19 protein-coding genes are annotated in these 22,963 nt (G+C 66.1%); 17 read left to right on the top strand and 2 right to left on the bottom strand.

The features are described from left to right. The first annotated feature begins 157 nt into the window (after nt 1–157). The 15 genes from aspS (at nt 158) to nusB (ending at nt 16,660) form a co-directional block, all read left to right on the top strand. On the top strand, nt 158–2,002 hold the full coding sequence (gene aspS, locus LH390_RS06315) for an aspartate--tRNA ligase (RefSeq protein ID WP_227282107.1): 1,845 nt from the start codon (nt 158–160) through the stop codon (nt 2,000–2,002). A 64-nt stretch (nt 2,003–2,066) separates the two neighbouring features. Next, nucleotides 2,067–3,299, top strand: coding sequence for a phosphotransferase family protein (locus LH390_RS06310; RefSeq protein WP_227282108.1), 1,233 nt, complete (start codon nt 2,067–2,069; stop codon nt 3,297–3,299). A gap of 78 nt (nt 3,300–3,377) precedes the next feature. Continuing rightward, nucleotides 3,378–4,754: a replication-associated recombination protein A gene (locus LH390_RS06305; RefSeq protein WP_227282109.1), complete on the top strand. Its 1,377-nt coding sequence runs from the start codon at nt 3,378–3,380 to the stop codon at nt 4,752–4,754. 99 nt (nt 4,755–4,853) lie between these two features. Further along, nucleotides 4,854–7,532 (top strand): alanine--tRNA ligase, encoded by a 2,679-nt coding sequence (gene alaS / locus LH390_RS06300; protein WP_227282110.1) that lies wholly within the window; start codon nt 4,854–4,856, stop codon nt 7,530–7,532. A gap of 184 nt (nt 7,533–7,716) precedes the next feature. After that, nucleotides 7,717–8,367 (top strand): Holliday junction resolvase RuvX, encoded by a 651-nt coding sequence (gene ruvX, locus LH390_RS06295; protein WP_311516910.1) that lies wholly within the window; start codon nt 7,717–7,719, stop codon nt 8,365–8,367. Then, on the top strand, nt 8,364–9,554 hold the full coding sequence (gene mltG, locus LH390_RS06290) for an endolytic transglycosylase MltG (RefSeq protein WP_227282111.1): 1,191 nt from the start codon (nt 8,364–8,366) through the stop codon (nt 9,552–9,554). The genes ruvX and mltG overlap by 4 nt, the downstream gene beginning before the upstream one ends. Next, a complete protein-coding gene (locus LH390_RS06285; RefSeq protein ID WP_227282112.1) occupies nt 9,551–10,417 on the top strand; it encodes a shikimate dehydrogenase in 867 nt (288 codons plus the stop codon). Before mltG ends, LH390_RS06285 begins: the two co-directional genes overlap by 4 nt. Nucleotides 10,418–10,428: 11 nt before the next feature. Next, entirely contained in the window at nt 10,429–10,866 is a 438-nt protein-coding gene (locus tag LH390_RS06280) for a prepilin peptidase (protein WP_227282113.1), read from the top strand. Nucleotides 10,867–10,919: 53 nt separating this feature from the next. Next, nucleotides 10,920–12,140 (top strand): chorismate synthase, encoded by a 1,221-nt coding sequence (aroC, locus tag LH390_RS06275; protein WP_227282114.1) that lies wholly within the window; start codon nt 10,920–10,922, stop codon nt 12,138–12,140. Beyond that, nucleotides 12,137–12,655 carry a shikimate kinase gene (locus tag LH390_RS06270; RefSeq protein WP_227282115.1) on the top strand — a complete coding sequence of 173 codons (519 nt, stop codon included), beginning with the start codon at nt 12,137–12,139 and terminating at the stop codon, nt 12,653–12,655. The genes aroC and LH390_RS06270 overlap by 4 nt, the downstream gene beginning before the upstream one ends. Before the next feature lie 23 nt (nt 12,656–12,678). Continuing rightward, the gene (gene aroB / locus LH390_RS06265) at nt 12,679–13,767 is read left to right on the top strand and encodes a 3-dehydroquinate synthase (RefSeq protein ID WP_227282116.1); all 1,089 of its coding nucleotides are present in this window, start codon (nt 12,679–12,681) and stop codon (nt 13,765–13,767) included. After that, the gene (aroQ, locus tag LH390_RS06260) at nt 13,764–14,240 is read left to right on the top strand and encodes a type II 3-dehydroquinate dehydratase (RefSeq protein WP_227282117.1); all 477 of its coding nucleotides are present in this window, start codon (nt 13,764–13,766) and stop codon (nt 14,238–14,240) included. Before aroB ends, aroQ begins: the two co-directional genes overlap by 4 nt. Nucleotides 14,241–14,332: 92 nt before the next feature. Next, a complete protein-coding gene (locus LH390_RS06255; RefSeq protein ID WP_227282118.1) occupies nt 14,333–15,424 on the top strand; it encodes a M24 family metallopeptidase in 1,092 nt (363 codons plus the stop codon). Between the two features lie 58 nt (nt 15,425–15,482). Then, on the top strand, nt 15,483–16,046 hold the full coding sequence (gene efp / locus LH390_RS06250; RefSeq protein WP_227282119.1) for an elongation factor P: 564 nt from the start codon (nt 15,483–15,485) through the stop codon (nt 16,044–16,046). Nucleotides 16,047–16,054: 8 nt separating this feature from the next. Continuing rightward, nucleotides 16,055–16,660 carry a transcription antitermination factor NusB gene (nusB, locus tag LH390_RS06245; protein ID WP_227282120.1) on the top strand — a complete coding sequence of 202 codons (606 nt, stop codon included), beginning with the start codon at nt 16,055–16,057 and terminating at the stop codon, nt 16,658–16,660. 80 nt (nt 16,661–16,740) lie between these two features. Here the strand turns inward: nusB and LH390_RS06240 are convergent, their stop codons facing one another. Together LH390_RS06240 and LH390_RS06235 are read right to left on the bottom strand one after the other, a co-directional pair. After that, nucleotides 16,741–17,211 carry a YbjN domain-containing protein gene (locus tag LH390_RS06240; RefSeq protein WP_227282121.1) on the bottom strand — a complete coding sequence of 157 codons (471 nt, stop codon included), beginning with the start codon at nt 17,209–17,211 and terminating at the stop codon, nt 16,741–16,743. Continuing rightward, the gene (locus tag LH390_RS06235; protein ID WP_227282122.1) at nt 17,208–17,726 is read right to left on the bottom strand and encodes a type III secretion system chaperone family protein; all 519 of its coding nucleotides are present in this window, start codon (nt 17,724–17,726) and stop codon (nt 17,208–17,210) included. The genes LH390_RS06240 and LH390_RS06235 overlap by 4 nt, the downstream gene beginning before the upstream one ends. A gap of 611 nt (nt 17,727–18,337) precedes the next feature. Here LH390_RS06235 and carA point away from each other — a divergent pair. Together carA and carB are read left to right on the top strand one after the other, a co-directional pair. After that, on the top strand, nt 18,338–19,507 hold the full coding sequence (carA, locus tag LH390_RS06230) for a glutamine-hydrolyzing carbamoyl-phosphate synthase small subunit (RefSeq protein WP_227282123.1): 1,170 nt from the start codon (nt 18,338–18,340) through the stop codon (nt 19,505–19,507). A gap of 56 nt (nt 19,508–19,563) precedes the next feature. Further along, nucleotides 19,564–22,920 carry a carbamoyl-phosphate synthase large subunit gene (carB, locus tag LH390_RS06225; RefSeq protein WP_227282124.1) on the top strand — a complete coding sequence of 1,119 codons (3,357 nt, stop codon included), beginning with the start codon at nt 19,564–19,566 and terminating at the stop codon, nt 22,918–22,920. Nucleotides 22,921–22,963: the final 43 nt, after the last annotated feature.

The raw sequence follows: 22,963 nt of genomic DNA, 5'->3' as shown, positions 1-22,963 counted from the left end.
ATGACGGCGGGGGTGGCGCAGGGGACGAGGGGGCGTCGATAAGCACTAGAACAGGGCGTGACGGCGGGCCCGCACAGGCCGCGGGGTAGAATGCGCGGAGGAATCACTACGGGGAGGCAAGACCCCGGACACCAATCAAGGAAGGACGGTCGCATCCGTGCTGCGTACTCATCTGGCGGGGGAGCTCCGCACCAACAACGCTGGACAGACGGTCACGCTGACCGGTTGGGTAGCCCGCCGCCGAGACCACGGAGGCGTGATCTTCATCGACCTGCGTGACCGCTCCGGACTGGCGCAGGTGGTCTTCCGCAACTCCGATGTCGCCGCCCGGGCACACGGACTGCGCAGCGAATTTGTGATCAAAGTCACCGGCGTCGTCGAAGAACGCCCCGAAGGCTCCCACAACCCTAACCTGCCCTCCGGCGCGGTGGAACTCAACGTCACGGAGCTAGAGGTACTCAACGAGTCGGAGCCGCTGCCCTTCCAAATCGATGACCCCTCCTCCTCCGGCGAAGTCGGCGAGGAAACCCGCCTGCGCTACCGCTACCTCGACCTGCGCCGCCACGAACAAGGAGAAGCCCTCAGACTGCGCTCCCGCGTCAACCGGGCGGCCCGCGCGGTGCTCGACTCCCACGACTTCACCGAGATCGAAACCCCCACGCTGACCCGCTCCACCCCCGAAGGCGCCCGAGACTTCCTCGTGCCCGCCCGCCTCAAGCCCGGCAGCTGGTACGCCCTGCCGCAATCCCCGCAGCTGTTCAAGCAGCTGCTCATGGTCGCCGGCATGGAGCGCTACTACCAGATCGCCCGCTGCTACCGCGACGAAGACTTCCGCGCCGACCGCCAGCCCGAGTTCACCCAGCTCGACGTCGAGATGAGCTTTGTCGACCAAGACGACATCATCGCCCTGGCAGAAGAAATCCTGGTCGCCCTGTGGAAGGAGATCGGCTACGACATCTCCACCCCCATCCCGCGGATGACCTACGCGGAGGCCATGCGCCGCTACGGCTCCGACAAGCCCGACCTGCGCTTTGACATCCAGATCGTCGAGTGCACCGACTTCTTTGCCAACACCACCTTCCGCGTGTTCCAAAACGACTACGTCGGAGCCGTAGTCATGGACGGCGGCGCCTCCCAACCCCGCCGCCAACTCGACGCCTGGCAAGACTGGGCCAAACAGCGCGGCGCCAAGGGCCTGGCCTACATCCTCGTCGGCGAGGACGGCGAACTGTCCGGCCCGGTAGCCAAGAACATCACCGAAGAAGAGCGCGCCGGGATCGCCGCCCACGTGGGCGCCAAGCCGGGCGACTGCATCTTCTTCGCCGCCGGGGACACCAAGTCCTCCCGCGCACTGCTCGGCGCCGCCCGCGGCGAGATCGCCCGCAAGCTCGGCCTGATCAAGGACGGCGATTGGGCGTTTACCTGGGTTGTTGACGCACCCCTGTTCGAGCCCGCCGCGGACGCCACCGCCTCCGGCGACGTGGCGCTGGGCCACTCCCAGTGGACCGCCGTGCACCACGCGTTTACTTCCCCGAAGCCGGAGTGGATGGACTCCTTCGACGAGGATCCGGGTGCGGCCACGGCCTACGCCTATGACATCGTGTGCAACGGCAATGAGATCGGCGGCGGATCGATCCGTATCCACCGCCGCGATGTCCAGGAGCGCGTGTTCAAGGTCATGGGGATCACGCAGGAGGAAGCGCGCGAGAAGTTCGGCTTCCTGCTCGACGCCTTCGCCTTCGGCGCCCCGCCGCACGGCGGCATCGCCTTCGGCTGGGACCGCATCGTCTCCCTGCTCGGCGGCTTTGACTCCATCCGCGATGTCATCGCGTTCCCCAAGTCCGGAGGCGGAGTCGATCCGCTTACCGACGCCCCCGCCCCCATCACCGCCGCCCAGCGCAAGGAAGCCGGCATCGACGCCAAGCCGGCTGCCGCAACCCCTGCACGCGGCACCAAGACGGCAGCGTCCCCCAAGGCCGAAGGCCAAGCGCGCGACGCTTAAGTCAGAGTCCTGGCGCGCGGGCCGCGCGCCAGCGCTCACATTGTTCTAAGGAGATGCCGGAATCGTGCCCACTAACCAAGAGATCCTCACCACCGCAGAGGCCCTCCTGTCCCGGCGGTTCGGTGGAACCCAGGCCCTCACCGGCCATGAGGAACTCAGCGGTTCCGGCAACGCGATCGTGCTTCGCGGCAAGCTCGCGGCCAACCCCTTCCTCCCCGAGCGCTCGGTTGTAGTCAAGTACGTGCCCGTCACCGATGACGCGCTCGATGACGCCGCCCTGGTGCGCGAGCTGGTGGCTTACCAGTTCACCACCTCGCTGGGGGAGGCCGAACGCCCCGGGCCGGTCCTGCTGGCCTATGACGTTGCTGACCGGATCATCGTCATCTCTGACTCCGGCAACGGCGACACCTTCGCAGAACTGCTTGCCACCGGCGATGCGGAACAGCGAGTCCACATCCTGCGCAACCTCGGCGAGGCCCTGGGTCTCATGCACGCCGGCACCGCGAGCCGCGAATCAGACTTCGAGGCCTTGCGCGCGCGCATGGCCCGCCAACACCCGAAGGCCTTCCACATCAACCGGTACCGCACCAAGGCCAAGGAACACGCCATCCTGCATGGGGTGGCCCTGCTGCGGGACGCCGGCATCACCGTCCCCGACGGGGTAGAGGCCCTCGCCCGCGAGGCGGTGCGCAGGCTGCGCGGCGGGCAGCGCGCGTTTACGCCCTTTGACCTGTCCCCGGACAACATCATCGTCGCCCAGCGCACCCACTTCCTCGACTACGAGTGGGCGGGTTTCCGAGACACCGCCTATGACCTGGGCAGCGTCATCGCCGGCTTCCCGCAGTTCTTGCTCTCCCGCCCGATCAGCGACGACGAGGCCGACGTGTTCCTGGAGGCCTGGGCAAACAAGGTCGGGTCGATCTGGCCGGACGCCCGCGACGAGGATGCGCTGCAGCTGCGCCTGGTCACGGCCCTGCTGGGCTTGGCGCTCACCGAGGTCACGGTGCTGCACCTGGGTACCACGCATAACCTCGTGCACGAGGTCGCCGCCAGCGCGGGCGAGGCGGACCTGATCTCCCTGCAACCCGAAGACATCACCCCGGTTAGCCGGCTTTTCGCCCCCGCCGGATCGACTCCGCTGAGCAGGTCCGAAGCGATTCTGCGCCGCGACCTCTTTGACACGTTTGAGGCCCTTGCCCGCTACGCCGTACGCGCCGCCGACCCGAGGCTGGGGGTTGTGGCCCGCTTCGCCGATGAGATCGCCGCGCTGCTCAACGATGCCGGCGCAGAGGAATAAAGCACGATCGCGCCAGCGGCACGGCTATGACGGCTATGCCTAGGAAAGCCGCGGCGCAGTTTCGGAAGGTGAGACGTCATGGCTACCAACGATGACCTTTTTGCCGGCCGGCTCAGCGCCGACATCCCGGGCGCACGCGACACCACGGTCCAACAGGCCGCCGACTATTTTGAGGTGCCCGCCGACGCCCCGCTGGCGGCGCGCATGCGGCCACGCAGCCTGGACGAAGTCCTGGGCCAAGAGCACCTGTTGGCGCCCGGCAAGCCGCTGCGCCGCCTGGTCGAAGGCTCCGGGGACGCCTCGGTGATCCTCTACGGCCCGCCCGGTATTGGCAAGACAACCGTCGCGTCGCTGATCAGCGATGTCACCGGGCGCCACTTCGTCGGGCTGTCAGCCCTCAACGCCGGGGTCAAGCAGGTGCGCGAGGTCATCGATCAAGCGCGGCGCGACCTCATCGCGGGGACGCGCACCGTGCTGTTTATCGACGAGGTCCATCGCTTCTCCCGCACGCAGCAAGACGCCCTGCTCGCGGCGGTGGAAAACCGCACGGTCCTGCTCGTGGCCGCCACCACGGAAAACCCCTCCTTCTCCATCGTCTCCCCGCTGCTGTCGCGCTCCCTGGTGCTCCAGCTCAAGCCGCTTTCCGACGCCGCCGTGCGCACCCTCATCCTGCGCGCCGTCACCGATGAGCGCGGACTCGGCGGGCGCATCGGAATCACCGAGGACGCCGTAGCCCAGCTGGCGGCGCTGGCCGCAGGTGACGCCCGGCGGGCGCTGACCTACCTAGAGGCGGCCGCGGAGGCGGTCGACGATGGGGCTGACCTGGACACGGACACCGTGCGCGACAACGTCAACCGGGCGGTGGCGCGCTATGACCGCGACGGCGACCAGCACTACGACGTCACCAGCGCCTTTATCAAGTCCATCCGGGGCTCGGATGTGGACGCGGCGCTGCATTACCTGGCCCGGATGATTGAAGCAGGGGAGGACCCGCGCTTCATCGCCCGCCGGTTGATCATTCACGCCAGCGAAGACATCGGGATGGCCGATCCCACAGCGCTGCCCACGGCGGTGGCCGCCGCGCAGGCGGTGGCCCTCATCGGGATGCCGGAGGCGCGCATCAACCTGGCGCAGGCCACCATCCACCTGGCCTGTGCCCCGAAGTCCAACTCCGTGATTACCGCCATCGATGCGGCGCTGGCTGACGTGCGGGCAGGCAAAACGGGAGCCGTGCCAGCCCACCTGCGCGATGGCCATTACGCCGGGGCGGCTGCCCTGGGTAACGCCGTGGGCTACCGGTATCCGCACGATGATCCCCGCGGGGTCGTCGCCCAAGAGTATCTGCCGAGTGAGCTGGCCCAGGCCCAGTACTATCAGCCCAGCGAGCACGGTGCAGAAAAGCGGATCCATGACTACCTGGGCCGGCTGCGTGGCATAGTGAGGGGCACACAGTAGCAGTCAGGCGGGCAGGGTAGAGTAGACCGCTGGCATTTTAGTCGTTTATCCACCAGCCCGGCGTGCGCGTCGGGGCCCAAGAATCGAGGACCAGTCGCAGTGCAGACTCATGAGATCCGGGAGCGCTTTACCGCCCACTTTGTCAACGCAGGCCACACGGAGGTTCCTAGTGCCTCGCTGATCCTGGATGACCCGAACCTGCTCTTTGTCAACGCCGGCATGGTTCCCTTCAAGCCCTACTTCCTGGGCCAGCAGAACCCACCGTTTCCCAACGGCACCGCCACGTCCATTCAGAAGTGCGTGCGCACACTAGACATTGAGGAGGTGGGCATCACCACCCGCCACAACACCTTCTTCCAGATGGCCGGCAACTTTTCCTTCGGGCAGTACTTCAAGGAAGGCGCCATCACGCACGCCTGGACCCTGCTGACTGACCCGGTTGACAAGGGCGGCTTCGGGCTGGACCCAGAGCGCCTGTGGGTGACGGTGTACCTGGATGATGATGAAGCCGCCGACATCTGGCACGAGAAGATGGGCGTGCCCACGGAGCGCATCCAGCGGCTGGGGATGGAAGATAACTACTGGTCCATGGGTATCCCGGGGCCCTGCGGTCCGTGCTCAGAGATCTACTATGACCGCGGGCCGGAGTACGGCAAGGAAGGCGGCCCAATCGCCGACGACAACCGCTACATGGAGATCTGGAACCTGGTCTTCATGCAAAACGAGCGCGGCGAGGGCACCGGCAAGGGCAACTTTGAGATCCTTGGCCCGCTGCCCAAGAAGAACATCGATACCGGCCTAGGCGTCGAGCGCGTGGCGTGCATCCTGCAAGGGGTGGACAACGTCTATGAGACGGACCTGCTGCGCCCGGTCATCGACGTCGCGGAAGAGGTCACCGGCAGCACCTATGAGGACCCGAAGGCCGATCGCAGCGATGACATCCGCTTCCGGGTGATCGCCGATCACTCGCGCACCGCCATGATGATCATCCTGGACGGCGTGGTGCCCTCCAATGAGGGGCGCGGCTACATCCTGCGCCGCCTGCTGCGCCGGATCGTCCGCTCGGCACGCCTGCTGGGCGCCACCGGAGAGACCATCGGCCGCTTCATGAACACCATCATGGACACCATGACGCCGTCGTTCCCGGAGATTGCCACCAACCGGGAGCGGATCCTGCGCGTGGCCACCAAGGAGGAGCAGGCCTTCCTGCGCACCCTGGAGTCGGGCACCCACCTGTTTGAGAACACGGTCGAGCAGGTCAAGGGGCAGGGCAAGCACACCCTCGCCGGGGAGCGTGCCTTCGAGCTGCATGACACCTATGGTTTCCCCATCGACTTGACCCTGGAGATGGCCGCAGAGGCGGGCCTTGAGGTTGACATGGACGGCTTTGAGGCCGCCATGGCGGAGCAAAAGGCGCGCGCTAAGGCGGACAACCGCGCCAAGAAGCATGGACACGCTGATCTTTCGGTTTACCGCGAGTTCGTGGACAACCATCCGACGGAGTTCGTCGGCTATGACCAGCTGGATTCTCCCGCCACCGTGCTCGGCATGGTCGCCGACGGCGCGCTGGTCACGCAGGCGCATGCCGGCGATGAGGTAGAGGTCATCCTTGACGTCACGCCCATGTACGCCGAGGCCGGCGGACAGCTGGGCGACCGGGGCCAGATTGTCACCGGCGACGCGATCGTGGATGTCCATGACGTGCAAAAGATCGGCAAGAAGCTGTGGGTGCACAAGGGCACGGTCACCCAGGGTGGCCTTGATGTGGGCTCGCAGGTCACCGCTGAGGTCAGCGGCACGTGGCGCCATGCCGCGCGCCAGGCCCACTCGGCCACGCACCTCATCCACGCGGCGCTGCGCCAGGTGCTTGGCCCCACCGCCGTCCAGGCGGGGTCCATGAACAAGCCGGGCTACCTGCGTTTTGATTTCCAGTACACCGAGCAGCTCACCCCGGAGCAGCTCCGCGAAATCGAGCTGATTACCAACCAGGCTGTGGACGCTGACTGGCAGGTCAACACCATTGAGACCTCCTTGGCGGAGGCGAAGGCGATGGGCGCGATGGCCCTGTTTAGCGAGAACTACGGTGACGTGGTCCGGGTGGTAGAAATCGGCGGCCCATTTTCCATTGAGCTGTGCGGTGGCACCCACGTGGGGCATTCCTCGCAGATCGGCCCGGTGTCGGTGCTGGGCGAGTCCTCGGTGGGCTCGGGCGCGCGGCGCATTGAGGCCTACTCGGGCCTTGACGCCTTCCGCTACATGTCCAAGGAGACCGCGCTGGCCAGCGGCGTGGCCGCAACCTTGAAGACCCCGTCGGCGGACATTCCGGCGCGCCTGGCAGCGCTGACCTCCAAGCTGCACGATGCGGAGAAGCGGGTGGCGGCGCTGCGTCGTGCCCAGCTGTTGGCCTCGGCGGGTGCGCTGGTGGAGGCGGCACAGCACGTGGGCGACTATGACCTGGTTACCGTCGATCTTGATGATGTCGCGGACCCGGCCGATCTGCGTTCGTTGGCCAACGAGGTGCGCAACCGGCTGCGGGGCCGCGCTGCGGTGGTAGTCGCGGCGGCGAAGGATGCGGCGGCCAACCGGGTGCCCTTCGTGGTCGCGGCGACCAAGGAGGCTGTGGATCGCGGCGTGCGCTCCGGCGACATCGTCAAGGAGATGGCCCCGAACATTGAGGCCCGCGGCGGCGGAAAGCCGGACCTGGCGCAGGGCTCCGGTACCCGTCCTGCCGGCCTGGAAGCCGCCTTCCAGGCGGTGCGTGAGGCCTTGCGGCGCTAGTCTGGCGAGCAGGAGGCCATGGGGCGTCGATAAGCGGCACCGCTAACTGAGGGCGGTGCCGTTACCGTTTCTTTACACATTCCGTTATCTTGGTAGGGTAGTCCGCCGCTCGGTGGAGATTTGTGTGTGCGCTCGCGGGCTCACTGCGCGAATCGACTGTCAATGTGAAAGGTTCCATCTCTCGATGACTGTGTCCGTAGACACCCCTGGTGTTGATGACCCGGGTCCGGGGCGTCGCATCGGGATTGATGTGGGAACCGTACGCATCGGGGTGGCCAGCAGCGACCGGGGTGCGACCCTGGCCACGCCGGTGACCACCGTCCGCCGCGTGACCGGCCTGAATGATCCCGATGGGGCGGACATTGAGCAGCTGGTCGATCTCATCGCGGAGTATGACGCCGTGGAGGTCATTGTCGGGCTACCCCGCGACCTGAAGGGCAATGGCTCAGCCAGTGTGACCCAGGCGCGGTTTATTGCTGGTCGCTTGTCCCGCCGACTGGCGCACAAGCGGCCTATCATTCCAGTGCGGCTTGCTGATGAGCGCCTGACCACCGTGGCGGCTACCCACGCCTTGCGTGCCTCAGGGGTGACCAGCCGCAAGGGGCGTGCGGTCATCGATCAAGCCGCAGCCGTAGAGATTTTGCAGACCTGGTTGGACGGCAGGGCACACAGATTGTCCCGACCAAACGGTGTAGACCAGAAGCGTGGACCGACGCCTGGACCACACCTCCTGGCGGCGGCCGCCCGTCCGGGCGCAACGCGCCAGACTCCCCCCGCTAGCCCATCAACCCCTGTGACCCCAGCCCGTGCAGACGACGAGGAGAACACCCTATGAGCCAGTACGCAGCGCGTGACCCGAAAGGTCGCCGGATGGAACCGAAGTACGTCAAGCGCCGCCAGCGCGGTTTGGCCGTCATCATCGCCACGGTGGTCCTCCTCGTGGGTGTGGTTATCTACACGGGATTGCAGGTGTCGGGTGCCATGGGCTCCAAGGACTATGAGGGCACGGGCAACGGCGTGGCAGCGTTGGTTCAGGTTCCGGAGGGCTCCTCGGTGTCCGCGCTGGGTCCGGAGCTGGTGGACCGCGGCGTGGTCAAATCGGATTCCGCATTCCAGGCTGCGGCGGTCAACCACCCCCGGGCGGCGAGCATTCAGCCGGGGTTCTACCGGCTGCAGGAGCACATGAGCGCCAAGGCGGCCGTCGACGCGCTGCTTGATCCGCACAATCAGGTGGACCTGCTGGATGTCACGGGCGGGGCGACCCTCATGGACGTCACCGTCGTTGCCGGGGGCACCCGAAAGGGCATTTATACCCAGATTTCGGAGCTGTCCTGCGACGCCGGAAACAGCGGCCACTGCGTGACGGTGCAGCAGCTTCACGACGTCGCCGCAAAGACCCCGCCCACCGAGCTCGGCGTCCCCGTGTGGGCAGTCAAGGCAGTGCTCGAGCGCGGCGCGGACCCCAAGCGCCTCGACGGCCTGATTAAGCCGGGCCAGTACGTCATCGACCCCACCATGGATGCCAAGGCCATCCTCAAGGACCTGATCACCCGGTCGACGGAGTACTACAACTCCACCGGAATCGAGCAGCGCGCCCAGGCCATCGGCCTGAGCCCCTACGAGCTTCTGACTGCCGCGTCCCTGGTGGAGCGCGAGGCCCCCGCGGGAGACTTTGACAAGGTGGCGCGCGTGATCCTCAACCGCCTGGCAGAGCCCATGCGGCTGGAGTTTGACTCCACGGTCAACTACGGGCTGTCCGAGCAGGAGGTGGCCACCACCGATGGGGACCGCGCCAAGGTCACCCCGTGGAACACCTACGCCAAGGACGGCCTGCCCGCTACCCCCATCGCCGCCCCCTCCGACGAGGCGATTCAGGCCATGGAAAACCCGGCTGAGGGCAACTGGCTGTTCTTCGTAACCATCGATAAGCAGGGCACCACGGTCTTCAACGACAACTTTGATGCCCACCAGCAGGCCGTACAGGACGCGATGAACAGTGGCGTGCTGGACTCCAACCGATGAGTAGCCAGGGCCCGGGTCAGGAGATCACCCACCGCGCGGCGGTGCTGGGCAGCCCCATTGCCCATTCGCTCTCGCCGCTGCTCCACAACGCTGGCTATGAGGCCGCCGGGCTGGAGGGGTGGTACTACGACCGCCACGAGGCCACTGCCGACACCCTGCCGGAGCTCGTTCGCGGCGCGCATGAGAGCTACCGCGGATTCTCAGTGACCATGCCGGCAAAGTTCACGGCCCTGGATTTCGCCCAGGAAACCAGCCCGGAGGCCCGCCGCATCGGATCCGCCAACACACTGGTTCGGAGCGAAGCCGGCTGGACGGCCTACAACACCGACGCCGCCGGCATCACCGGCGCACTCACGCACCTGGGGCTTATCGACGCCACCGGCGCCTACGTCGGCTCCTCCGGCACCGCTGTGCTGCTCGGTGCGGGCGGCACCGCCCGGCCAGCGCTGTACGCGCTCGCCGAGGCGGGGGTGAAAGAGGTCGCGGTGTACAACCGCTCGGACAAGACGGAGCAGCTGCGTGAGGTGGTTGCCGGTGGGCAGTGCACCCTGGTGGGCTACGGGCCGGAGACCTCCGATGACGAGCTGACGCGACTGAGCACCGCCAGCGATGTGGTCATCTCTACGCTGCCCGCAGGGGTCATCGATGATCGGGTGCGGGCCTTAGCTCACGCGCCGGTGATCGATGTGGTCTATGACCCGCGCCCCACCCCGCTGCTGATCCAGGCTGCCGCCAATGGTTATCCCACTGCGGATGGCTTGATCATGCTGGCCCACCAGGCTTTCGCGCAGTTCGAGCTGTTCACCGGCGTTGCGGCTCCCAAGGACGCGATGGTGGAGGCGCTCGAGCGCGGCCGTGTGTAGCATGAGGGGCCATGTGGGGTTTCGGGGTGGGAATAGCTGTGGCGTGCGTGGCCGCCTGGGCGTGCACGTTGGCCTGGGTGGATGCCCGGGAGCACCGGCTGCCTGATGTTCTTACGCTGCCGGGCGTCCTGGTGGCGTGGGCGGTGGCGGCTGTCCTGGAGCCCGGATGGATTCTCGGCGGGTTGGGGTGGTCGGCCTGCTACGGGCTGTGCGCGCTGTGGGGACGGGGCATGGGCGGCGGCGACGTCAAGCTGGCGGCAAGCCTGGGGGTGGCGGTCGCTGTGTGGGGCGTGCTGGCGTGGTGGGTTGCCGTCGCGGCGGCGAGTGCGCTGAGCGTCGTCTTTATGCTTGCCACGCGGCGGCGCGCCGTCGCGCATGGCCCGGCGATGCTTCTTGCTGCGGCGGCCGTGTGGGGGCTGGGAATGTGCCCGGGATGGTTGCCGTGGTGAGTATTTCGGGCTATTCGGCGGCGCCCGGGCCACGGGCATGCGACAATGGTGGCATGTTTCGTTGGAGCACTGCGGGAGAATCGCACGGATCGGCCCTTGTGGCGCTGGTAGAAGGAGTCCCGGCTGATATCCCGGTGACTACCCAGGATGTGGCCGCACAGTTGGCGCGGCGGCGGCTGGGTTATGGTCGCGGTGCTCGGATGGCCTTTGAGGCTGATGAGTTGCAGCTGGTAGCTGGTGTGCGTCACGGGCGCACGTTGGGCAGCCCCATAGCCATGATTATTGGCAATACGGAGTGGCCCAAGTGGACCACCATCATGTCCGCAGACCCGGTGGATACCCAGGACCCCGAGGTGGCTGCGGCGTTGGATTCCGGCCGCGGTGCGCGGCTGACTCGCCCGCGCCCGGGGCACGCGGATTTTGCGGGGATGCTCAAATACGATGCGACGGATGCGCGCAATATCCTGGAGCGTTCCTCAGCCCGGGAGACGGCCGCGCGGGTGGCGTGCGCGACCGTGGCCCGCGGGGTGGTGCGCGAGGTGCTCGGCGTCGAGGTGTTTTCGCACGTGGTCTCCATTGGGGATTCCCAGGCAGCAAGCGGCACGAAGGACCCGGTGTTTGCGGATCTTGCGGCCATTGACGCCTCCCCGGTGCGGGCGTGGGATAGCGCCGCGGAGGCGTCCATGATCGCCCAGATTGAGGCGGCGAAGAAGTCCGGCGATACGCTCGGCGGTGTGGTCGAGGTGGTCGTCGATGGGCTGCCGGTGGGGCTGGGCTCCCACGTCAGTGCGGATCGCCGCCTGGATGCTCGGCTGGCGGGGGCGTTGATGAGTATCCAGTCCGTCAAGGGGGTGGAAATTGGCGATGGTTTCGCGGAGGCTCGCCGGCTCGGCAGCCAGGCGCACGATGAGATGCTGCGCGATGATTCGGGTGCGCTGAAGCGGGCAAGCAACCGCGCCGGCGGCGTGGAGGGGGGCATGACCAATGGCCAACGCCTGGTTGTGCGCGCGGCCATGAAGCCCATCTCGACGGTGCCGCGCGCGTTGCGCACGGTGGACATGGACTCCGGTGCTCAGACGCGGGCGATTCACCAGCGCTCGGATGTCTGCGCCGTGCCTGCCGGCGCAGTCGTGGCGGAGGCGATGGTCGCGTTGGTCCTGGCAGAGGCGGTGCTGGAGAAGTTTGGCGGGGACTCGCTGTCCCAGACGAAGCTCAACGCGCAGGCCTATGCGCAGCGGGTGGCCCAGCGGCTGGCATTCGAGGAGGGCCAGTGACGTCCCCGGCACCGACGGTGGTGTTGGTGGGGCCTCCGGGGGCTGGAAAATCGACGGTAGGCACCAAGGTTGCCCGCCGGCTGGGCCTGGAGTTTCGGGACTCTGATGAAATCATCGCGGCCCAGTTCGGCATGCCCTGCGGGCGGGTGTTCGCCGCCGTGGGGGAGCCGGAGTTTCGCCGCATAGAACAAGAGGTCATCGCCCAGGCTTTGCAGGAGCCAGGCGTGCTGGCGTTGGGCGGTGGCGCGGTGGTCACCGCCGCTACCCGGCAGGCGCTGGCCGATCATGCGGTGGTGTGGCTTGATGTCAGCGTGACGGAAGGCCTGCGCAGGACCGCCACGGGGGACCGTCCGGTGCTCAACGCGCAGGACCCGCGGCGTCGATACGCGGACCTGCTTGCGCAGCGCCGACCGTGGTATGAGGAAGTTGCCTCGCTGCGGGTACCCACCCATGAGCGCCCGCTGGGCCGGGTGGTTGCCGATATTTGTGCGTTCGCCGAGTCGGCCGCGCCGTAGATTTTTGGAGTAAGGATTCAGATATGAGTAATCGCACCATTCCGGTGGCCACGGCTGCCGCCTATGAGGTCACCATCGGCCACGGGCTTAACGCTGAGGTGGCGGCCCATGTCGCGACAGCCGGCTCCACCCGGGCGGCCATCATTCATCAGCCCACCGTCGCAGCCCAGGCCGAAGCGCTGGTAGCGGCGCTGCGCGACGCCGGGGTTGAGGCGCTCAGCGTCGCGGTGCCTGACGCGGAGGCGGGCAAGACGCTGGAGAGCATCGGGCGGGTGTGGGACGCCTGCGGCGAGTATCGGATCGATCGTGCCGATACCATCATTGGCCTCGGCGGCGGTGCCGCGACCGACCTGGCGGGTTTTGCTGCGGCGACGTGGATGCGCGGCGTTCGCCTGGTGCAGGTGCCCACCAGCTTGCTGGGCATGGTGGATGCCGCCGTGGGCGGCAAGACGGGCATCAACACCGCTGCCGGGAAAAACCTGGTGGGGTGTTTCCATGAGCCGTCTGGGGTGTTTGTGGACTTAGAGCATCTTGCCTCGCTTCCGCACGAGGAGCTGGTCTCCGGGATGGGAGAGATTGTCAAGTGCGGGTTTATCGCTGATCCGCGCATCGTGGAGCTCGTCGAGGCCGATCCCGCGGCGGTGTGGGATCTCAACGGCGTGCTGCCGGAGCTTGTGGAGCGGGCCATTAGCGTCAAGGCGCAGGTAGTTGCCGCGGATCTGCGCGAGTCCGCCCGCCGGGAAATTCTTAACTATGGGCACACCTTTGGCCACGCGATCGAGCAGGTGGAGCACTACTCGTGGCGCCACGGCCACGCGGTGGCTGTGGGCATGGTTTTTGCTGCTGAGTTGGCGTGCGCGCGAGGTCTCATCGACCGCGAGCTGGTGGAGCGCCACCGCACGGTGCTCAGCGCGGTAGGCCTGCCCATCAGCTATTCCGGGGGTGACCGCCAGGCGTTGTGGGAGGCGATGCGTCGGGATAAGAAGGTCCGCCACGGGGTGGTGCGCTTTGTGGTCCTCGACGGCACCTTGGGCCAGGTCACCCGGCTGGAAGGCCCCACGGAGGCGGAGCTGGAGGCTGCTGCTACGGCGGTTGGGGGTGAGCACAAGTGAGCGCTGAAAACGGACACGCACCCGCCGTTGTGGTGCTCAATGGCCCGAACTTGGGGCGCCTGGGCAAGCGTCAGCCCGAGGTCTACGGGGCGGTGACGTTGGCCGATGTGGAGGAGATGATTGCTCGCCGCGCCGCACAGCTGGGGCTGGACGTTACCTGCCGGCAGTCCGACGCCGAGCATGAGTTGTTGGGCTGGGTGCACCAGGCCGCCGATGACGGCGCCGCGGTGATTATCAACCCTGGTGGCTTTACGCACACGTCGGTGGCGCTGCGTGACGCGCTCGCTGAGGTGGCTGACGGCGCCGGCTTCATCGAGGTTCACATTTCCAATATTCACGCGCGCGAACCCTTCCGTGCGCACAGCTACCTCTCGCCGATTGCTCGCGGGGTGATCGCGGGGTTGGGCGTGCAGGGCTACCTGTTGGCGCTGGAGGCGATTGCAGCCACGGCGTCCGATGCGGCGCTAAGGTAGGTCTCACAGACTGCTGGCGCTGCGTGGGGCTTATCGACGTCGCCGCGCCGGCGCCGCCCGCACAAGTTCTCGACCTCGGAAGGTGGGCCCTCGTGGCACTCGCAGACACTCGCTTTTCAACTCGACGCCGGGCGCTGGCAGCGCAGCTCGCCGGACAGCGCATCGACTCCATGCTGGTAACAAACCTCATTCACGTGCGCTACCTGTCCGGATTTAGCGGCTCGAATGCCGCCCTGCTGATCAACAAGGACCTGTCGGCGCGCATCTGCACGGATGGCCGCTACACCACGCAGATCGCCGAGGAAGTGCCTGACATTGAGGCCCTTATAGCCCGGGCGAGCGATCAAGCGCTGCTGGGCAAGATCACCGGGCCGCGTCGGGTGGGCTTTGAGGCGGACCACCTGTCTGTGTCTCAGTTTGAGGCGCTGCGGGCCGCCGCCGGCCAGGATGTGGAGCTGATCCCGGTGGGCGGGGTGGTAGAAAACCTGCGGTTGATTAAGGACCCCGCCGAGCTGGACGGGCTGCGCGCCGTGGCCGAGCTGGCCTCGCAGGCGTATGAGGACCTGGTTGCCGCCGGGCAGCTGTGCGTGGGCCGAAGCGAGCGCGAGGTCGCCGCGGATCTGGAATACCGCATGCGCATGGCCGGGGCGGAGCGGCCGAGTTTTGACACCATCGTGGCCTCCGGGCCCAATTCCGCGAAGCCGCATCACGGGGCGGGGGACCGGATCCTTGCCGACGGTGACATCGTCACCCTGGACTTCGGCGCCTACCTCAACGGCTTCAACTCGGATATGACCCGCACGGTGATGCTGGGGCACGCCACTGACTTTGCCCGCGAGATCTATGAGATCGTGCACAAGGCGCAATTGGCGGGCGTGGACGCGGCGGTGCCGGGCGCGGCGCTCGTGGACGTGGACCGGGCGACCCGGGACATCATCACCCAGGCCGGATACGGCGAATACTACGTGCACTCCACCGGCCACGGGGTCGGCCTGGAGGTTCACGAAGCCCCCGCGGCGGCTGCCAGCGCCTCCGGAGAGCTGGCAGAAAACATGACCCTGACCATCGAGCCCGGAATCTACGTTCCTGGCAAGGGCGGAGTGCGCATTGAAGATACCTTGATTATCACCGGGGGAGCCCCAGAAGTGATTACCAAGGTAAGTAAAGATCTCACTGTGTTGTAAGCTAGGCCAGTCACACACTTAGTGCCCAATAACCTCTACGCCAAGGGAGACGCGATAAGTGGCAACCACCGCTGATTTCAAGAACGGTCTTGTGCTCAAGCTGGACAATAAGCTCCAGCAGATCATTGAGTTCCAGCACGTCAAGCCCGGTAAGGGCCCGGCGTTCGTGCGCACCAAGCTCAAGGATGTAGTCTCCGGCAAGACCCTGGATAAGACCTTCAACGCGGGTGTGAAGGTGGAGACCGCGACGGTGGACCGCCGCGACATGACCTACCTGTACAACGACGGCTCCAGCTACGTGGTCATGGACGACAAGACCTTCGAGCAGATTGAGCTAGACCCCTCCAAGTTCGGCGACGCGGCGCGCTTCCTGCTGGAAAACATGCGCGTGCAGGTCTCCTTCCACGAGGGTGAGCCGCTGTTCGCGGAGCTACCGGTCTCTGTCGACCTGACCGTCGAGCACACCGATCCGGGCCTGCAGGGCGACCGCTCCACCGGCGGCACCAAGCCGGCCACCCTGGAGACGGGCGCGGAGATCCAGGTCCCGCTGTTCATCGAGACCGGCAATGTGCTCAAGGTGGATACCCGCACCGGTGAGTACCTGTCCCGGGTGAACAACTAGTCTTCGCCGTGGCAGAAAAAGGACACAAGCGGCGCCGGCACGGCGCGCGCTACAAGGCTCGGCGCCGGGCAGTAGACATCCTCTTTGAGGCAGAGGCCCGGGACATCGACCCCGTCTCCATCGTGGAGGATCGTGTGGAGCTGTCCCGGAACCCAGAAAACCAGGTCGCGCCGGTCTCCGACTACACCACCACGATTGTGCACGGTGCGGCACGCGAGCTCGACGCCATCGATGATGCCATCGAGGCGCACCTGACCGCAGAATGGCGCTTGGACCGGCTGCCCGCGGTGGACCGCGCGATCCTTCGCGTGGCCGTCTGGGAGCTGTTGTTCAACCCGGAGGTTCCCACCGCCACCGCACTGGTTGAGGCGGTGGAATTGGCCAGCGCCTATTCCACGGACAAGGCGAGCCCGTACATCCACGCCACGCTCGACGGCATTGGTCAGCAGCGCCCCACGCCTGCTCCCACGCCCGAGGCTTCCGGTGACTCCGAAGCGGACGCGGACGATCAGCCTGCTTTCGCTGCGTCCCAGGCCCCCGGAGCCGCGGAAGCGGAGCCTGCTCAAGGCTCCGTCGAAGAACCAGAAGAACAGGCCGAGCCGCTGGAAGACTAAACCCGGCCCGGCTCACGCCAGCCCCGCCCACGCCCCGCATGCCGCGGTGTGGACGGGGCTGTTCGTCATTTTGGCAACGTTTAGGCGGTGGGATCCTCGCTGTCACCGGTCAAGGATTCCGCCGCGTTAGCCACCGCATCCTGGGTGCTCAAGACGGCATCGACGGCGTCGCGAAGCAGCTGCGCAAGTTGGGCGTTACTTAGGCCGGCTTCCGCGCTAATCTCGCATTCCGTGCGCACCACCAGCTTGTCCGTCCGGTCCATGACGGCCGCGCGGGCGGGCGCTCCGGTGCAATTGGCGGCGTTGGCCGCCAGATAGAGGTGGGGCAAACCGGAATCGGAAGCCACCTGCGTGGGGCAGTCGGCGCGCACAAGGCAGATGCCGCCGAGGGGGGCGAAGGTGACGGAGAACCCGTTGAGGTTGGCCATGACGACCGCTCCCTGGGGGTCAGGCCACAGCTGGATGCCAAAGCCGCGCATGGTCTCGGTGACGCGCTCGAGCGTGACCGGCTGCGGCTTGTTGTCGGCGGGCGTTTGCGGGGTGGTGGTCATGCGTCCTCCCGGGCAGTGGTGGGTTCGGTGACGCTCGCGGCGTCGATAGTGATGGTGGTGGCATCGTCCTGCCAGGTCACCGCCTGAGGGAAGGCCTGGGCCAGGCCGGCGAACGCCTGCGTGGCGGCATGCAGGCTGCCGAGGACGACGTGGCGCAGTTGCTCGTCGTTGAGGGCGTCGGGAAGGGCGTTGCGGCGGCTGGCCGCGCAGCGCAGGACGGCATCTTCGAGCTCGAAGAAGCGCAGGGTAGGCCGCACGTTCGTGAGGTTCCACTCGTTGACCACCGCCAGGACGGTGGCTGCCTGTTCGGAGGGGATTCGGCCAGCCCAGAGGGCGTCGCAGATGAGGGAGGCACCCTGGAGGGCGAAGACGACCTCGCCGTCGGGGAAGGAAAGCTTGATGGAGGATGCGGTGTCGGTAGAGCTGTCGGGGGCAGCGGCGGCGTCGAGAAGCTCACTATCGGCGATGATTCCGGCGATGCGCTCGATGGTCACGGGGTGGGGATCAGTGGCCACTGTTGGGGGTGTCCTTCGCGGATGAGTGGGGATAGGTGTGTCCATCGTATTATCACCGGCCTCCGGGAAAGGAGTGCGGGGCAGGTGGGGCATTGGGCTGACGCGGGGGTTGGGGCGGTGCTAGTCTTGCATTGTCTGCTTAGAGGTGTAGACAATGCGAGTCCTTGGGAGTGTCCATCCCGTCACGTGCCCGGCACGGCGGGAAGCAATACCTTGGGGTTCGTGTGAGGAAGGATTCCTTTAATGTCCGCACAGAGAGGCGGGAAAGGAGGTCGCCAGGTGTTGTTGAACCCTGGTGAGTGCCACCACGAGTGGCACCATGGCGGCCGGCTCCAGGATCACCTGGGAGCCCGGCACGAGACAACGGCCACGCGGGCGCGTGCGAGGGGTGCGCCTGGAGCGTAAAACGCAACGTCGATAAGGGCCGGCAGACAGCACAGAGCTGTAAAGAGCATGTCCCGCCCTTCCGCAGGGTCGCGGCAGCCCGAAGACCCACCAGCACACGTTAAAAATTTTCAACAACGACACCCCAGCCCGCCCGGCCTCCCGCGCCGACGCACACGCACGGGCCCCATCCCCGGCGGCGATGGGGTGTTGGAAAGGCAGTCTTTGTGACCACCCCACCACCCTCCGGACACCGCGCCACGCCAGCGGTACTCGTACTGGCAGACGGCACCGTTTTCCGCGGCCGCGCCCTCGGCGCAACCGGCACAACGCTGGGCGAAGCGGTGTTTAGCACCGCCATGACCGGGTACCAGGAAACGATGACCGACCCGTCCTACCACCGCCAAATTGTCACCCTCGCCGCCCCCCAGGTGGGAAACACCGGCTGGAACGGGGAAGACAGCGAATCCCACGATGGCCGCATCTGGGTCGCCGGGCTGGTCATCCGAGACCTGGCCGCCCGCGTATCCAACTGGCGCGCCACGCACAGCCTGGAAGAAGAAATGCGCGAACAGGGCATCGTGGGCATCAAGGGCGTGGATACGCGCACCCTGGTGCGCCACCTGCGCAACTTCGGATCCATCCCCGCCGGCATCTTCTCCGGTGCGGATTACACCACCGACACCGAGTCCCTGGTCGCCCGGGTCAAGGAGCAGCCGGCCATGGCCGGGCTGGCGTTGGCGGACGACGTCTCAACCGACGAGGTCTATGAGGTGCCCGCCCAGGGCGAGGAACGCCTGTGCGTGGTCGCCTTCGACATGGGAATCAAGTCCAACACGCCCCGTAACTTCGCCGCCCGCGGAGTGCGCACCATCGTGGTACCCGCCGGCACCACGGCCCAACAGGTCCTGGACTACCACCCGGACGGGGTCTTCGTGTCCAACGGCCCGGGTGACCCGGCCACCGCGGACGGAATTGTCTCCGTGGTTCGGGAAGTCCTGGCCGCGGGCGTGCCGTTCTTTGGTATTTGTTTTGGCAACCAAATTTTGGGCCGTGCGCTGGGGCTGGAGACCTACAAGTTGAAGTTCGGCCACCGCGGCATCAACGTCCCCGTGCTCAACCATGACACCGGGGTTATTGATATCACCGCGCAGAATCACGGGTTCGCGCTCAAGGGCGAGCCGAATATGCGCTTTGATACGGACTTCGGCCCGGCCCACGTGACCCACACGTGCCTCAACGATGACGTCGTCGAAGGGGTGGCGTTGGACAACGGCATGGCGTTTTCCGTGCAGTATCACCCGGAATCTGCGGCCGGCCCCCACGACGCACAGAACCTATTTGACCAATTTGTGGAATTGATGACCACGCATGCCGCGTCGCACGAGACCGCGTAACCAGCAGGCCACCTGACGTTTCCCCCGAAGAGTCACACCGAAAAAGAGAAGTTCACATGCCACAACGCACAGACATCAACCACGTACTGGTCATTGGATCCGGCCCCATTGTCATTGGGCAGGCCTGCGAGTTCGACTACTCCGGCACCCAAGCCTGCCGAGTGCTGCGTGAAGAGGGATTGCGCGTCACCCTGGTCAATTCCAATCCCGCGACCATCATGACCGATCCGGAATTTGCGGACCACACCTACGTGGAACCCATTGAGCCGGAATTCATCGACAAAATTTTCACCAAGGAAGCCGAGCAAGGCCACCCCATCGACGCGGTGCTGGCCACCCTGGGCGGACAGACCGCGCTCAATGCCGCTATCGCTCTGGACCGTCAGGGGATCCTGAAAAAGCACGGTGCTGAGCTCATCGGCGCGGACATTGCGGCGATTGAACGGGGCGAGGACCGCCAAAAGTTCAAGGACATCGTCGCCTCCGTGGGCGGCGAATCTGCCCGCTCTACCGTGTGCTATTCCATGGAGGAAGTACACGACGCGGTGGCGGAGCTGGGCCTTCCCGTGGTCGTGCGGCCCTCTTTTACCATGGGTGGACTGGGCTCCGGCCTGGCGTTTACCTACGAAGATCTCGAGCGAATTGCCGGCGGGGGACTGGCCGCCTCTCCGGAGGCCAATGTGCTCATCGAAGAGTCCATTTTGGGATGGAAAGAATATGAGCTGGAGCTCATGCGCGATGGCCACGACAACGTGGTGGTTATTTGCTCCATCGAAAACGTCGACGCCTTGGGCGTACACACCGGCGATTCGGTGACCGTGGCGCCGGCGATGACGCTGACGGACCGCGAGTACCAAAAGATGCGCGATCTAGGTATTGCGATCATCCGCGCCGTGGGGGTAGACACCGGCGGCTGCAATATCCAGTTTGCGGTCAATCCGGACGATGGCCGGCTGATTACTATTGAGATGAACCCCCGGGTGTCGCGCTCCTCGGCGCTGGCATCGAAAGCAACCGGTTTCCCCATCGCCAAAATCGCGGCCAAATTGGCGGTTGGTTACACCCTCGATGAGATCACCAATGACATCACGGGAGTCACCCCGGCCGCCTTCGAACCGACCCTGGATTACGTCATTGTCAAGGCCCCGCGCTTTGCCTTTGAAAAGTTCCCCGGCAGCGATGACACCCTGACCACCACCATGAAATCGGTGGGCGAGGCCATGGGAATTGGGCGCAATTACATCGCCGGATTGAACAAGGTCATGCGGTCGCTGGAAAACAAGCAGGCCGGTTTTTGGACGCAATCGGACGAGTCTTTCGCCGGCGAGCGCGCGACCAGCCTCGACGCGGTGCTGCAGGACCTGCGTCGCCCCACCCAGGGCCGCATGTATGACGCCGAGCTGGCGTTGCGCCTGGGCGGCACCGTCGAGCAGGTCTACCGGGCCAGCGGCATTGACCCGTGGTTCCTGGCGGAACTGGCCGAGCTGGTGGACTTCCGCGCCACGCTTCTCGACGCCCCCGTCCTCGACGCAGATCTGTTGCGGCAGGCTAAAGTCTTCGGCCTGTCGGATGCACAGATCGCCGCGCTGCGCCCGGAGCTGGCAGGCGAGGATGGTGTGCGCCGCCTGCGCTGGTCGCTGGGCATTCGCCCGGTGTTCAAGACCGTGGACACCTGTGCCGCGGAGTTTGAGGCCAAGACGCCGTACCACTATTCCTGCTACGAGCTCGATCCGGCCGCCGAGTCCGAGGTTGCCGCACAGACGGACAAGGACAAGGTGATCATCCTTGGCTCCGGTCCGAACCGCATTGGCCAGGGCATTGAGTTTGACTACTCCTGCGTTCACGCGGCGCTGGAATTGTCGCGCATTGGCTATGAGACGGTCATGGTCAACTGCAACCCGGAGACTGTCTCTACGGACTATGACACCGCGGACCGGCTCTACTTTGAGCCCCTGACCTTCGAAGATGTCATGGAGGTCTACCACGCGGAATGCCAGTCGGGGACGGTGGCTGCGGTGATCGTGCAGCTCGGTGGGCAGACGCCGCTTTCGCTTGCCGCGCGGCTCAAGGCTGCAGGGGTGCCGGTGGTGGGCACCAGCCCGGAGTCCATCGACTTGGCGGAGGACCGCGGGGAGTTTGGCAAGGTGTTGCGGCGCGCGCAGCTGCCGGCACCTGCTTTTGGCACGGCGACATCGTTCGCTGAGGCCGCGGAGGTCGCGCAGGGCATCGGGTACCCGGTCCTGGTGCGGCCGTCCTACGTCCTCGGCGGGCGCGGGATGGAGATCGTCTATGACGAGTCTGCGTTGGCGGAGTACATCGAGCGCGCCACGGAATTGACCTCGGACCACCCGGTGCTCGTGGACCGGTTCCTGGATAACGCCATTGAGATCGACGTCGATGCGCTGTGTGACGGCGAGGAGGTCTACCTCGCCGGTGTCATGGAGCACATCGAGGAAGCGGGCATTCACTCCGGGGATTCCGCCTGCGCATTGCCGCCGATGACCCTGGGCGCCGAGGACATCGACACCGTGCGTCGCTCAACTGAGGCGCTGGCCCACGGCATTGGGGTCAAGGGTCTGATGAACGTCCAGTTCGCGTTGAAGGATGACACCCTCTATGTCATCGAGGCGAACCCGCGGGCCTCGCGCACCGTGCCGTTTGTGTCTAAGGCCACCGGGGTGCACCTGGCTAAGGCGGCGGCGCGGATCATGATGGGCGAAAGCCTCGCCCAACTGCGCGCCGAGGGGATGATCCCCAGCACCTACGACGGCGGCTCGCTGCCCATGGATGCGCCCATCGCTGTCAAGGAAGCGGTCTTGCCCTTCAACAGGTTCCGGCGCCCGGACGGCACCATGCTGGACACGCTGCTGGGGCCGGAGATGAAGTCCACCGGCGAGGTGATGGGCCTGGCCAGCAATTTCGGCGCGGCCTACGCCAAGGCTGAGGACGCAGCCTTTGGCAGCCTGCCGACCAGTGGCACCGTGTTCGTCTCCGTGGCTAACAGGGACAAGCGCACGTTGATTTTCCCCATCCAGCGGCTGCACACCCTGGGCTTTAGGATCCTGGCTACCTCCGGTACTGCCGGCATGCTGCGCCGCAACGGCGTTCCCTGCGAGACCGTGGCCAAGGCCTCGGATGTGCGCGATGGCGCCTCGGGCCCCTCGGTGGTGGACCTCATCCAGAGCGGGGAAGTGGACATGATTTTGAACACCCCTGCCGGCTCGTCCGGAGCACGCCATGACGGCTATGACATCCGTTCCGCGGCCGTCAACGTGGGTGTGCCTGCGGCCACCACGGTCCAGGGCATCACCGCGTTCGTCCAGGCCATTGAGGCGCTGCGCGGTGAGGGCTTTGACGTGCGTGCCCTCCAAGAATTGGAGCACACCCCGGTGGCCCGTTTAATGGGACGATGACGGCTTGCCAGGCTGGCGAGCGCCCGTAGTTGCGGGATTGGCA

Origin of the sequence: Corynebacterium uberis (assembly GCF_020616335.1) — a bacterium.
Lineage (GTDB): Bacteria > Actinomycetota > Actinomycetes > Mycobacteriales > Mycobacteriaceae > Corynebacterium > Corynebacterium uberis.
This window is presented reverse-complemented; position numbering and strand designations above follow the sequence as displayed.